The sequence below is a fragment of the Amorphus sp. 3PC139-8 genome (genome assembly GCF_040750475.1).
Lineage (GTDB): Bacteria > Pseudomonadota > Alphaproteobacteria > Rhizobiales > Amorphaceae > Amorphus.
The window spans coordinates 136,324-149,001 of sequence record NZ_JABJVY010000005.1; the positions used below are offsets into that span (position 1 = coordinate 136,324).

The 12,678-nt window shown below is 66.4% G+C and carries 12 protein-coding genes and 1 pseudogene; 5 read left to right on the plus strand and 8 right to left on the minus strand.

The annotated features are described in order from the left end of the window. Positions 1 to 59 precede the first annotated feature (59 nt). The 4 genes and pseudogenes from HNS03_RS07175 (at position 60) to HNS03_RS07190 (ending at position 3,442) form a co-directional block, all read left to right on the plus strand. Entirely contained in the window at positions 60 to 1,049 is a 990-nt protein-coding gene (locus HNS03_RS07175; protein WP_367194082.1) for an ABC transporter permease, read from the plus strand. Next, positions 1,046 to 1,881, plus strand: a pseudogene (locus tag HNS03_RS07180) (ABC transporter permease). The gene HNS03_RS07175 and the pseudogene HNS03_RS07180 overlap by 4 nt, the downstream one beginning before the upstream one ends. Beyond that, entirely contained in the window at positions 1,878 to 2,672 is a 795-nt protein-coding gene (locus tag HNS03_RS07185; RefSeq protein ID WP_367194083.1) for an ABC transporter ATP-binding protein, read from the plus strand. Before HNS03_RS07180 ends, HNS03_RS07185 begins: the two are co-directional and overlap by 4 nt. Next, positions 2,669 to 3,442 carry an ATP-binding cassette domain-containing protein gene (locus HNS03_RS07190; protein WP_367194084.1) on the plus strand — a complete coding sequence of 258 codons (774 nt, stop codon included), beginning with the start codon at positions 2,669 to 2,671 and terminating at the stop codon, positions 3,440 to 3,442. The genes HNS03_RS07185 and HNS03_RS07190 overlap by 4 nt, the downstream gene beginning before the upstream one ends. 11 nt (positions 3,443 to 3,453) lie before the next feature. On the opposite strand, the gene HNS03_RS07195 is transcribed toward HNS03_RS07190, so the two are convergent. The 7 genes from HNS03_RS07195 to HNS03_RS07225 form a co-directional block, all read right to left on the minus strand. Then, complete coding sequence (locus HNS03_RS07195; RefSeq protein ID WP_367194085.1) at positions 3,454 to 4,200, minus strand: SDR family NAD(P)-dependent oxidoreductase; 747 nt, start codon at positions 4,198 to 4,200, stop codon at positions 3,454 to 3,456. A gap of 26 nt (positions 4,201 to 4,226) precedes the next feature. After that, positions 4,227 to 5,405 (minus strand): pyridoxamine--pyruvate transaminase, encoded by a 1,179-nt coding sequence (ppaT, locus tag HNS03_RS07200; RefSeq protein ID WP_367194087.1) that lies wholly within the window; start codon positions 5,403 to 5,405, stop codon positions 4,227 to 4,229. Between the two features lie 150 nt (positions 5,406 to 5,555). After that, a complete protein-coding gene (locus HNS03_RS07205; protein ID WP_367194088.1) occupies positions 5,556 to 6,362 on the minus strand; it encodes an N-acyl homoserine lactonase family protein in 807 nt (268 codons plus the stop codon). A 58-nt stretch (positions 6,363 to 6,420) separates the two neighbouring features. Continuing rightward, positions 6,421 to 7,356, minus strand: coding sequence for an ABC transporter permease (locus HNS03_RS07210; RefSeq protein WP_367194090.1), 936 nt, complete (start codon positions 7,354 to 7,356; stop codon positions 6,421 to 6,423). 5 nt (positions 7,357 to 7,361) lie between these two features. Continuing rightward, positions 7,362 to 8,456, minus strand: a complete 1,095-nt coding sequence (locus tag HNS03_RS07215) for an ABC transporter permease (protein WP_367194091.1) — start codon at positions 8,454 to 8,456, stop codon at positions 7,362 to 7,364. Next, complete coding sequence (locus HNS03_RS07220; RefSeq protein ID WP_367194093.1) at positions 8,453 to 10,033, minus strand: ABC transporter ATP-binding protein; 1,581 nt, start codon at positions 10,031 to 10,033, stop codon at positions 8,453 to 8,455. Before HNS03_RS07220 ends, HNS03_RS07215 begins: the two co-directional genes overlap by 4 nt. A gap of 75 nt (positions 10,034 to 10,108) precedes the next feature. Then, the gene (locus HNS03_RS07225) at positions 10,109 to 11,131 is read right to left on the minus strand and encodes a BMP family protein (protein ID WP_367194094.1); all 1,023 of its coding nucleotides are present in this window, start codon (positions 11,129 to 11,131) and stop codon (positions 10,109 to 10,111) included. A gap of 82 nt (positions 11,132 to 11,213) precedes the next feature. Between HNS03_RS07225 and HNS03_RS07230 the strand changes: the two genes are divergently transcribed. Next, positions 11,214 to 11,639 carry a hypothetical protein gene (locus HNS03_RS07230; protein ID WP_367194096.1) on the plus strand — a complete coding sequence of 142 codons (426 nt, stop codon included), beginning with the start codon at positions 11,214 to 11,216 and terminating at the stop codon, positions 11,637 to 11,639. Between the two features lie 16 nt (positions 11,640 to 11,655). Here the strand turns inward: HNS03_RS07230 and HNS03_RS07235 are convergent, their stop codons facing one another. Continuing rightward, a complete protein-coding gene (locus HNS03_RS07235) occupies positions 11,656 to 12,675 on the minus strand; it encodes a TRAP transporter substrate-binding protein (protein ID WP_367194097.1) in 1,020 nt (339 codons plus the stop codon). Positions 12,676 to 12,678: the final 3 nt, after the last annotated feature.

A 12,678-nucleotide genomic window follows, 5' to 3' on the forward strand; every position in this document is an offset into this window, starting at 1 on the left:
CGGGGGAGCGGACCTCTCTCCCCCGCACCCACCCGAGATCACATACATCGACGGACACCATGCAACGCACTTGGCGGCTGATCCGGCGCCGGGCGGTTAGCAGCATCCCCGTGCTCCTGATCGTTGTCGTCGGCACGTTCCTGATGATGGAGCTCGCCTCCGGCGACGCCGTCGATGCCTATTTGGTTTCGCTGGGCGGCGGCGACGCCGGGCTTGCGGAGAGCCTGCGCCAGAGCTACGGGCTCGATCAGTCCGCCGTCGCCCGGCTTCTGCTCTACGTCACCTCGCTCGTCCAGTTCGACCTCGGCTGGTCGGTCGCCTTCAACCGGCCGATCCTGGACGTCATCCTGGAGCGGCTGCCGAACACGCTGTGGCTGATGGGAAGCGCCACCGCGCTCGCCTTCTCCCTCGGCTCGCTGCTCGGTATCGTCGCCGGCGCCCGACCGGGCAGCATCCTGGACCGCTCGCTGTCGGCCGGCTCGTTGGCGCTCTATGCCGTACCGAGCTTCTGGCTCGGCCTGGTCCTGAGCCTCGTCTTTGCGGTTCAGCTTCGCTGGTTTCCGACCTCCGGGATCGAAACGATCGCCTCGGGTAAGACCGGCCTTGCCCGCGCGCTCGACATCGCCTGGCATCTGGTGCTGCCGGTTTGCGCACTCGGCTTTCTCTATCTTGCGCTGTTCCTGCGCATGATGCGCGCAGGCATGGCGGAGGTCTGGCGCCAGGACTTCGTGCTGGCTGCGCGCGCAAAGGGGCTTGCGCGTCAACGCATCGTGCTGCGTCACGTTGCGCGCAACGCGCTGCTGCCGCTCGTCACCGTGCTCGGCCTGCAGTCGGCCACCATGCTCGGCGGAAGCGTCGTGATCGAAAGCGTGTTCGCCATCCCCGGCTTCGGCCGGCTTGCCCAGGAGGCGGTCGCCGCCCGCGACACGCCGCTCCTGATGGGCATCATCGTGGTCTCCGCCGTGCTGGTGATCCTCGTGAACCTCCTGGTCGACCTCGCCTATGCCTGGCTCGATCCCCGCGTCGGCAGCGGGGAGGCCTCGGCATGAAGCGCTTTCTCGCCCGGTTCATCCGCTCGCCCGAGGGCGTCGTCGGCTTCATGCTGCTTGCGGCGATCGCGCTCACCGCGCTTGCCGCGCCGATCGTGTTTCCCAGCGATCCGCTGGCGATCGCCGGCCGGCCGCTGCTGCCGCCGTTTACCGACCCGCGCTTTCCGCTCGGCACCGATCAGCTCGGCCGCGACCTGCTGGCAGAGCTGATGCACGGAGCGCGGACTTCGCTGATGGTGGGCCTAGCGGCGGCGGCCGTCGCGATCGTCGTCGGCTCGCTGATCGGCACGCTCGCGGGCTTCTTTGGCAGTCTCGCCGACGAGGCGTTGATGCGCGTGGTCGACGCCTTTCAGATCGTGCCGGGCTTCCTGCTCGCGCTCGCCTTCGTCAGCGTCACCGGCCCGTCGCTGGGCGTGATCGTCACCGCGATCGCGCTGGGTGCCTGGCCGGGCCCGGCGCGCCTTGCCCGCGCGGAGGTGCTGTCGATCCGCGAGCGCGACTATGTCGCCGCAGCAAGGGTGATCGGCATGCATCCCGCCGAAATCGCGGTCAAGGAGATCCTGCCCAACGCGCTGCCGCCGGTGCTGGCCTTGGTCTCGGTGATCGTGGCAAGCGCGCCGTCCTGATCGAGGCCGCCCTCTCCTTCCTGGGCCTCGGCGATCCCAACAGCGTCACCTGGGGCTCCATGATCGCGGAGGGGCGCAACATGCTGCGCTCCGCGCCCTATCTCTCCGTCGTGCCGGGCATCGGCCTCGTCTTGGTCGTTCTCGGCGTCTACCTGTTCGGCGAGGGGCTGGTGGAAAGCCTCGCCCACCGCCGGAGGCGCGCATGAGCGCGCCGCTCGCCGCCGTCCGAGGCCTCAGCGTCACCTACCGCGCCTATGGCGGTCGGCACATCGCTCTGCAAGGCATCGATCTCGACCTCAAAGCGGGCGAAAAACTCGCCATCATCGGAGAAAGCGGATCGGGCAAGAGCACGTTCGCGCTGGCGCTCGCCGGCCTGCTGCCCTTCGAAGCCATTGTTGGCGGCACCGTCGACTGGCCGGCCCTCGGCCACCGCCCTCAGGCCGGCAAGGACATCGGCGTGGTGTTCCAGGACCCCGGCTCCAGCCTCAACCCGGTGCTTCGGATCGGCGAGCAGGTGGCGGAAGGCGCGCGCCGCCATCTGGGCCTTGGCCGGCACGCGGCGCGGGAGCGCGCCCGCGACCTGCTCGCCCGCGTGCGGATCCCCGATCCAGATGCCGCGCTGAATGCCTATCCGCATCAGTTTTCCGGCGGCCAGCGCCAGCGTATCGCGATCGCCGGGGCCATCGCCGCCCGGCCGAGCCTACTGATCGCCGACGAGGCGACCAGCGCGCTCGATACCGTGGTGCAGGCGGAAATCGCCGCCCTGCTCGACGAGCTTGTGCGCGAGGATGCCATGACGCTCCTGTTCGTCACCCATGACATCGCGCTGGCGGCAACCCTGTCGGACCGGCTCGCCGTGTTCCACGACGCCCGCCTGGTCGAGATCGGCGCAACCGCCGACGTGATCCGGACCCCGCGCGAGGACTACACGCGCGCGCTGATCGCGACCCATATCGACTTCACATCGCCCCGGCTGGTCGGCGAGGTAACGCCATGACCAACGCGGCACTGCTCGCCGTCCGTAACCTCGCAAAGACCTACCAGAGCCGTGGCGGCCGCGTGACCGGTGTCGCCGACGTCTCGTTCGATCTCCATCGCGGCGAAACCCTCGGGCTCGTCGGCCCCTCAGGTAGCGGCAAGTCGACGCTCGCCCGTGTGTTGATGCGCCTGACCGAACCCGACAGCGGCACGGTCCACCTCGACGGCGAGGACTGGCTGGCGCTGTCTGCCGGTGCCCTGCGCGCCCGGCGCGGCACGATCCAGATGGTGTTTCAAGATCCGCTTGCCGCGTTCAATCCGCGCGCCACGATCGGCGGCGCCTTGGCCGATCCGCTGCGGATCCACGCCGTCGTCCCTCGCACCGAACGTCCGCGCCGGATCGGCGAGCTTCTGGAGCGAGTGGGCCTGCCGGCAGCGCTCGCCAAGCGGCGCATTCACGAGGTTTCCGGCGGCCAGCGCCAGCGCGTGGCGATTGCCCGGGCACTCGCCACCAATCCCCGCCTGATCGTGCTCGACGAGGCGGTCTCGGCCCTCGATGTCTCGGTGCGCGGCAAGATCCTGATGCTGCTGGCCGAGCTGCAGGCGCGCGAGGGGCTCGCCTACATTTTCGTCGGCCACGACCTGGCGGTGGTGCGAGTGATCTCCCACCGGGTGGCCGTCATGGACAAGGGCCGGATCGTCGAGACAGGCCCCGTCACGGACGTGGTTGCCGATCCCCAATCGGAGACCGGCAAGGCGCTCGTCGCCGCGACGCCGCGGCTTTTCTGAGCAGATATGAGTTAGTGCCGGACCATGCCGGCATCGACGTTGATGGTCTGGCCGGTAATCCAGCGCGCATCGTCGGAGGCGAGGAAGGCCACCACGTCGGCGATGTGCTCCGGCTGGCCCTTGCCCTTCACCGCCTGCAGCATTTCCACGAACTCGAATGCCTCGTTGTGCGGGCTTTCCTTGACGCCGTCGCTTTCGATCAGGCCGGGCGTGACCGCGTTGGCGGTGATGCCGTGGGCGCCGAGCTCGGTGGCAAGCGCGCGCATGAAACCGATGACGCCGCCCTTCGCCGCCACATAGGCTGCCATGTTCGGCGTGCCGGCAAAGAAGGTGTTGGACGAGATCGAGATCACACGGCCGGGCTTCTCTTTCGCCCGCATCTGGTCGGTCGCCGCGCGCGTCACCAGGAAGGTGCCGGTCAGGTTGGTGCCGATAATGGTCTGCCAGTGGGCGAGGTCGACATCGTCCCAGGCCACGAAGGGCACGATGCTGGCGTTGTTGACCAGAATGTCGATCCCACCCGTTTGATCGTCGATCGCCTTGAACAGGGCAGCCACGGAGGCTGGGTCCGACACGTCGCAGGCAATCGCGATCGCGCCCTTGCCGATTTCGTCCGCCACCACCTTGCCGCCGGCCTCGTTGAGGTCGGCGACGATCACCTTGGCGCCGTCCGCCGCCAGCCGCTTGGCAATCGCCTTGCCGATGCCTTGCGCCGCGCCGGTTACCAGCGCGGTCTTGCCCGCCAGTCTGTCGCTCATTCTCGTCGTCCCTTCTGGTTGTTGTGTCAGGCTTCTGCGTCGATGACGGCGAGTGCCGCGTCGATGCCGTCGCCGGCCTTGAGCTTGCCGCCGAGCGCGTTGACGGCGCCGGTATAGGCGGTGAGCGCCGCGATGGCGTAGATCGGCTGGGCGGTCGGCCCCATGTGACCGATCCGGGTAAGCTTGCCGCTGGTTTCGCCGCGCCCGGAGGAGAACACCACGCCGTAGCGCTCCCTCGCCGTCTGACGCAGCACCGCCTCGTCGATGCCGGCCGGCGTCTTCACCGCCGTGGTGGTCGGCGAGGCGATCTCGTCGCTCACCGCCCAGATCTCAAGCCCCATGGCGCGCAGGCCCGCGCGGGTCGCCCGCGCCGTCAGACCATGTCGCGCCCAGACCTTCTCCGGCCCTTCGGCAAGGTACAGGTCGAGGGCGGCATCGAGGCCGTTGATCTCCGCCACCGACGGCGTGAACGGGAACGGCTTCTCCCGCGACCAGGCATTTTCCCAGTCGACGATCGACAGCATCGAGGCGCGCGGCGCGGCCGGGTTCGCCTTCATCTTCTCCCAAGCGCGATGGCTTACCCCCAGAAGCGTCAGGCCCGGCGCGCCACCGAGACACTTGTTCGGGCCGGTGACGAAAATGTCGGCATGGCAGGCCTCGGGATGCACATCCATGCCGGCAAACGACGACACCGCATCGACGATCAGATAACCGCCATGGGCGGCGACCACAGCGCCGATTTCGGCGATCGGGTTGATCGTCCCCGACGGCGTGTCGTGATGGCAGGCCGAGACCACGGTGATCTCGGGATGCGCCTTCAGCATCTCCGCCACCGCCTCCGGCGAAATCGCCTCGTTGTAGGGGACCTCGATCTCCAGAATGTTCGGCGAATAGCGCGCCGCCCAATAGCCGAAGCCCTTGCCGTAAACGCCGGAGGCGAGGTTCAGGACCGTGTCTTCCCGCGTGATCAGCGAGGCGGCGGCCGCCTCCAGCCCGAGCACCGGCTCGCCCTGCTGGATCACCGGCTTGTTGGAGAGGCGCATCGCCTTTTGCGCCTTTTCCACCACCTTCTCGTAGAACCCTTGGAAGGCCGGGTCGTAATCGTAGAGCACCGGTCGGCCGAGGCCCTGCAAAACTTCCGGATAGGCGTTGACCGGCCCCGAGGTCAGGGTGATGACCGGAGGCGCGTCGTTCGAATACCGCATCGTGTTCCTCGTTCTTTGGGCATTGGGCCATTCGTCGGTCGGACCCTGCTAGAGCCGTTCCGCTTTTCATTGAGTCGCCGAACAGCTCTAACCCTTTGTTTTGTCGCATTTCCGGACGGCGAACCGGTTTCCACTTCGCCTGGAAATGCTCTAGCCGTAATAAAGGGTGCCAGTGCGGTAGGTTTTGAAGTTCTCCATGTCGTGGGAGTAGAACAGCTCCGCGTCATGCTCTTCGGCGAGCTGCTTGACCCGCAGCATCGACTGCACGCCGGCGACCGGATCGATGTGGAACGAGGCTTGGCACAGCGTCTCCAGGCTCTGCTGGGTGTAGGCGGCGTCGATCGTGAACAGGATCGGGCGCCGGTTGGCGAAGTGCACCATCAGGCTGTAATGGCCGATCGAATGACCCGGCGTGAAATAGAGCTTCACGCCCTTGGCGAGCTCCACGTCGCCCTCGATCCCCTCGAAGGCGGAATTCTGAACCGTCGTTCCTGCCAGGAGCTGATCGGTCATGCCGCGCGCCTCGGCAGCTTCCGCGGAAAAGCTCACGTCGGAATAGCCGAGCTTTTCGAACGGCTGCGGGTTGCAGGCCTGGGGCACTTCCGACTTGTGGCAGATCTTCTTGGCGTCCGGCAGGTACTTGTTGCCGCCGCAATGGTCGAAATGGAAATGGGAATTGAAGACCACGTCGATGTCCTTCGGCTCCAGCCCGATCTGCTTGAGCGCGCCGGGAATGGTCTGGTCCGCCGTCTGGATCGGCTTTTCGAAGGGCAGCACCTTCTGGACATGGTCGTAGTCGAAGCCGGTGTCGATCAGAAAGCGGCCTTCGGCGTGCTCCACCAGGATCGAGTAGACCGGAAACCGGATCTCGCCGCCTGGGCCCCTGTTCCAGAAGACGTGGTAGCCGTCGAGCACCAGCGAACCGCCGTCGAGCAGGTAAACCTTGGTGTCAGACATTGGGTTCCTCCATTCAATGTCGGCCCGGTGAGACAGGGCGAGGGTTTCGATGGTCGGGTCAGCGGGCGCCCCGCTCGTAGGGAAGTCCGAGGGCGGCGGGCAGGCTGGAGCGGCGGCCGAAGGCCACCAGCATCACCATCACCGCCAGGAACGGGATCATCTGGATCACGTCGGTCGGGATATTCACGCCGGCGACCTGCAGCGCCGTCGTCAGCGCCAGGCACAGGCCGAACACGAAGGCGCCGATCAGCACCCAAAGCGGATGGCCGCGCGAGAGCATCGCCAGCACGATCCCTAGGAAGCCGGAGCCGTTGGTGATGAAGGGCACGAACAGCCCCGCGCCGACATTGGCAAGATACGCCCCGCCCAGGCCGGCGAGCGCCCCGGTCACCATCACGGCGAACGCGCGCGTCGCGACGACGTCGACGCCCGTGACATCAAGCGCGGCCGGTTTGTCGCCCGCCGCCTGCAGATTGAGGCCGAGCTGGGTGCGCCGATAGACGAACGCCATCACTGCCACCAGCGCGACGGCGATGTAGACGATCAGATGATGGTTGAAGAACGCCGGCCCGATCACCGGCAGATCCGACAGCACCGGGATCGACACCGGCTCGGCTGCCGGCAGCCGCGGATAGGTGCGGGAGAACTGGAAATGGTGGAGCAGCGCGGTCAGGCCCTCGAAGCCGAGCGTCAGCCCGATGCCGATCACGATCTGATTGAGGCCGAACCGGACGCACAGGATCACCATGATCAGCGACACGACCATGCCGCCCGCCATGCCGGCGAGGAAGCCGAACCACATGGAGTTGGAGAGATAGGCGCCCAGGAAGCCGGTATAGGCGCCGAAGATCATCATGCCTTCGATGCCGATATTGAGGACGCCGGACTTCTCCGACATCTGTTCGCCGAGGCCCGCCAACAGAAGCGGCACCGCCGCCGTCACCGCACCGAACAGAAGCGCTCCGAGAAAGACGGTCGAGACCAGATCGCCCATCGCCCCTACCCCTTCGCCTTCTTGTGACGATGGTCGATAAATTCCGCGATCGCGAGCACGATCAGCACGATGGCGACCAGAACCAGCGTGAAGTCGTTAGGCACGCCCATGCGTCGCGCCGCGCTCTCGCCGCCGATGGAGAGCACCGACAGCAGGAACACGAAGCCAATGGCGGCGAAGCCGTTGAAGCGCGCCAGGAACACCATCGGGATCACGGTCAGCGCGTAGCCGGGATTCCAATCCGCCCGCACATTGCCCTGAACGCCCAGCACCTCCAGCGCACCGGCCATCCCGCACAGCCCGGCGGAGATCGCGAACACCGCCACCGTCAGAAGCGGCACGTCCAGCCCGGCATGAACCGCCGCGCGCGGATTGGCGCCGACGATGCGCAGCTTCAGGCCGAACGACGTGCGCATCATCATGACGTGGACGGCAACGATGGCGATCAGAGCCAGCACCAACCCGCCGGAAATCGTGGTGTCGAACAGGCGCGGCAGCCGGTCGGCGACGGGCAGCGTCCGGGTCTGGGGCACCGTCGTCGCCGGATCGAGGAAGATGAGCTTCACCAGCACATTGGCGAACGACGCGCCAAGAAAGGTCATCATCAGCGTGGTGATGATCTCGTTGACGCCCTGATAGGCCTTGAGCAGCGCCGGTACCAACGACCACAGCATCGCCACCAGCGTCGCCACGACGAAGGCGATCAGCAGGGTCGCCCAGGCGGGAAGGACGGTGATCACGACCGGCGCCGTTGCGGCAGCCGCAACCGCACCCAGCAGGAACTGGCCGTCCCCGCCGAGATTCCAGATGCCCGCCCGGAACGCGACGATCAGCCCGGCGGCGAGCAGGAGCAGCGGTGCCATCCGCGTCAGCGTCTGCTGCACGCCGGTGGGCGACAAGAGCCCGCGCTCGACCACGTAGGTGTAGTAGCGCAGCGGGTCGATCCCGAGCGCCAGCAGCAGCAGTCCGGCCAGCGCCAGCGCGACCACGACCGGACCAATGGTCATGGCGAGCCGCTTGGCGAGCGGCCCGAGCCACGACGGACCACCACCCGTCGACGTGCCGGTTTCGGGATCGGCGGAGAGGCTTTCGCTCGTCATGCGTCCAATCCGATCATCAGCCGGCCGACCTCGGTGCGCGCCTCTTCGCCGTAGTCGACGATGCCGGCGATCCGCCCGCTCTCCATCACCGCGATCCGATCGGCGAGGCTCAGGAGCTCCTCCAGATCGGTGGAGATCACGATCACGCCCTTGCCCTGGCGGGCGATCTCCAGGATCCGCTCGCGGATCGTCAGCGTGTTGGCGAGATCGAGCCCGTAAGTCGGCTTGTTGTAGATGACGAGCCGGGCGCCTTCCGCCAGTTCGCGCGCCAGCACCACCTTCTGGACGTTGCCGCCGGAGAGCTGCCCGATCGCCGTGTGGCGGCTGGGCGTGCGGACGTCGTAGTCGTCGATCAGCCGGTCGGCGTGACCTTCTATCGCCTTGGTCTGCTCGATCGCACCTTTCCAGAACGGCGGCTCGCCGATCTGCTTGAGGAAGAAGTTGATCGCCACCGGGAAGGAACCGACGGTGCCCTCCCCCAGCCGATCGTCGGTCAAATAGCGCAGCCCCAGCTTGCGCCGCCTGAAGACCGGCATGGTCTCGATCGCCTGGCCCTCGAACAGGATCGCCCCCGTTCCGTCGCGGCGCTGGCCGGAGAGGAGCTCGGCGAGCTGCTTCTGACCGTTACCGTCGATGCCGGCAATCCCGAACACCTCACCGGGTCGCACGTCGAAGGAGATGTCGGAAAGCGCCGGCGTGTTGGTGCCGGCGGCAAGCGACAGTCCGCGCACGGACAGAAGCGGCTCGATCTCGTCGGAGATCAGGCTGCGCACCCGCCGCTCGGCTTCCGGATCGTCGCTGCGGATACCGAACATCATTTCCACGATCTCGGCGATCAGACTGTCTTCGTCGCGGCCCTGAACGTGCTCCGGCGGGATCTCGCCGACCTTACGCCCAAGCTTCAGGACTGAAATGCGATCGCCGAACGCGGTTGCCTCGCGCAGCTTGTGGGTGATGAAGACGACCGACATGCCGCTTTCCACCAGCCGGCGCATCAGGCCACCCAGCTCCTCGATCCCCGAGGGGGTCAGCATGGAGGTGGATTCGTCGAGGATCAGCACGCGGCTGCCGCGCAAGAGCGCGCGCATGATCTCCACCATCTGCTGTTCGCCCAACGAGAGATCGTGGGCGCGTGCGTCGAGATCGACCCGCATGCCCAGCCGCGAGGCCAACTCCGCCACCCGCTCGGCGAGCTGATCCTTGTGCGGGCGCTGCCACCAGGGCGCGCCGAGAAGCAGATTTTCCGCGACCGTCAGGGTCGGCACCAGCATGGCGTGCTGGAACACCGTCCCGATGCCATAGCCGAGCGCCTCGCGCGGCGACCCGATCGTGCACCGCTTCCCGTCGATCCGGATCTCCCCCTCGTCGGGCTGCTGCAGCCCGGACAGGAGGCCGATCAGCGTCGACTTGCCGGCCCCGTTCTCGCCGAGCAGGACGTGCACCTCACCCGGCCTCAACGAAAGGTCGATGGCCTCGTTGGCGACGATGCCCGGAAAGCGTTTCGTCACCCCGGTCAGGGTCACAATCGGCTGGTCCGTCGACGGCACCTCGCCCGCCATTGCGGCGGCCTCAGACACGCGCAACCCCCAATAAACTTCGGATCAAAACGAAGCGGAGAGGCGCCGAATACGCGCCTCTCCCGATCACGCGTGCTACTGGACGCTCACCAGCGAGCGCACCTCGGAAGCTTCCCAGACCGGCTCGACCTTGACCTTGCCGGAGGCGATGTCCGCCTTGACGGCCTCGACGGCTTCCCAGGCTTCGTCGTCCACCTGCGGCGTCTTCAGAAGATGCACCGATCCATCGGCCACACCGATGGAGTAGTTCTTGGTGCCGTAGTCGCCGGCCTTCAGATCGGCGATCATCTCCTCAAACACCGGCGTCATGTCCCAGACCACGGAGGACAGCAGGTAGCCCTTGTCGATGGAGGTCTTGTCGCCGATCACGTCGATGAACAGCACCTTGCCGCCATCCGCCGCCTTGGTGGTCTCCACCGCTTGCAGCATGCCGAACGAGGACCCGTTGCCCTGGCCGAAGATCACGTCGGCGCCGGCCGCAATCACGCTCTCGGTGACGCGCTTGCCGCCCGCGGCGTCGGAATAGGCGGCCGGACCGATCACCGCGTAGATCACCTTGGCTTCGGGGGCGGTCGCCTTCACGCCCTGGGCAAAGGCTGCCGACTGTGCGTTCCAGGCCGGCGGCTCGCCGGAGACCACGATGCCGACGGTCTTCGACCGGCTCTGCTTCGCCGCCAGCACGCCAGCCAAATAGGCGCCCTCGTGACCGGAGAGCGTGTAGTCGCCGATCAGGCCTTCCTTGGTCGCGCTCGGGTCGTCCACGATCGCCACCGGCACCCCGGTCTCTTCCGCGATCTCCGCGGCCGCGGTGTTGTAGCCGCTCGCGTGGGCGATCATCAGATCTGCGCCCTCTTCGGAAAGCTCGCGCAATGTCGGACGCACATCGCCGTAGCCCAGCCCCTGCGCCACGATCAGCTCGACGCCGGCCGCATCGGCCGCGGCCTTTGCGGAATCGATGCCCTGCTGATTCCAGCCGTAGTCGGTTCCTTCCTCCGGCGTCAGAATGGCGATGGTATCGACATCCTGAGCCTTGGTTTCCACAGTGAACGCACTCGCCATCGCAAGCGCACCCGCCGCCACCATCAAATACTTTTTCATGTTCACCTCTCTCGGATCTGGATTTTTTTGGCTTTCTATGAAAGCTCTGTTTTACGCCACATAAATATCAAGGGAAAACTAAGTGAAACACTTAGTAAAATTTGTCACCCTCAGCCTTTCCTGCCTGCCAACCGCACTTCAGGCGGTGGAACTTCATGAAATCGAGGTCCGCCGCGGGACCGATGGGCTGGTCCACGCGCCGATCGAGCTCGCGAACGACGGAACACGGGCGCTTTCGTGCACCGCGCAGCTCGCCCATTGGTATTCGGAGGCGGTCGCCGAGGTGCCCGCCGGTGCGTCGCGATCGATCGATTTGTGGTTCGATCCGGCAACGGCGAGCTTCGTTCGGCTCAACGCGCTTGAGGACAACATGCCCGTGGAAGCGCTTTGGTGCGGCGCCGCCGGCAAGGCGTACGAAACCCGTGCAGCGCTCCCCCTCCCCCGCGACGACGCAGGGCCCCGGCGCATCGTGTGCGCCGCCACCGAGCAATCGACCACGTGCGAGTAGTGCGGCACAGCCAGCCTCACTTTCCGGACTTGTCGGCGACCAGCGCCTTCAGGCGGTCATACTCCTCCTCGACCGCCGCATCCTCGGAGACCAGCGTCTCGGCCAGCTCGGAGAACTCCTTCTGCAGCTTGGCTTGCTCCTCCTGGGGAAGCTGGTAGATCGTGCCGCCATTGTCCTCCCAGACTTTGTAGGTGCGCTGCACGTTCTCCACGCCCCAGGGGAACACCTTCTCCTCGGCGGCGCGGCCGGCTTCCCGAATCGCCTCCTGAACGTCTTCCGGCTGAGACTGGAACCAGTCCTCGTTGACCACCGTCACCGACACGATCTCGGCAAAGCGTAAGTCGGTCACGTTCTTGCCGACGTCGTAGAACTTGAAGGCGGTCAGGATCGGCATGCCGACCAGAAGCCCGTCGAGACCGCCGCTCTGGAGCTGCGGCACAACTTCCGACAGCGCCAGGGGCAGCGGGATCGCTCCGATCAACTCCATCGGCTTCACCTGCATGGGCGAGGCGAAGGTGCGGATCTTGAGGCCCTTCATATCCTCCAGCGTCGGCGCCGGATTCATGGTGAAAACCACCGTCGGACTGTTGTAGATCGCCCCGATGACGCGCAGCCCCTTGTCCAGGAACATCGTCTCCATGTGATCGCGATACTCGGGATCGTGGATCGCGGCGTCGACGTCCTCCGGCGTCTTGAACAGACCAGGCACATCGAAGGCCTGGAAGCGCGGATCCACGTTGGTCATGAACGAGGTCGGGGTGGTGAAAGCCTCGATGGTGCCGAGCAGCACGCCTTCCGACATGCGCGGGATCGGGCCGAGCTGGCTCGCCGGATAGATCTCGACCTTGACCTTTTCGCCGACGCGGCTTGCCAGCTCATCAGCAAAGACCTTCTGCCACTCGTGCTGCACGTCGTTGATGGTTGCCGAGGCGAGCTTCATCGTCGACTGGGCGGCCGCCGGCGCCGCCGTGAGCGCCGGCATCGCGACCAGGGCGAGCGCGCCCAGAAGTGCGGTGCCGAACCTGTTCCTGACCATAGT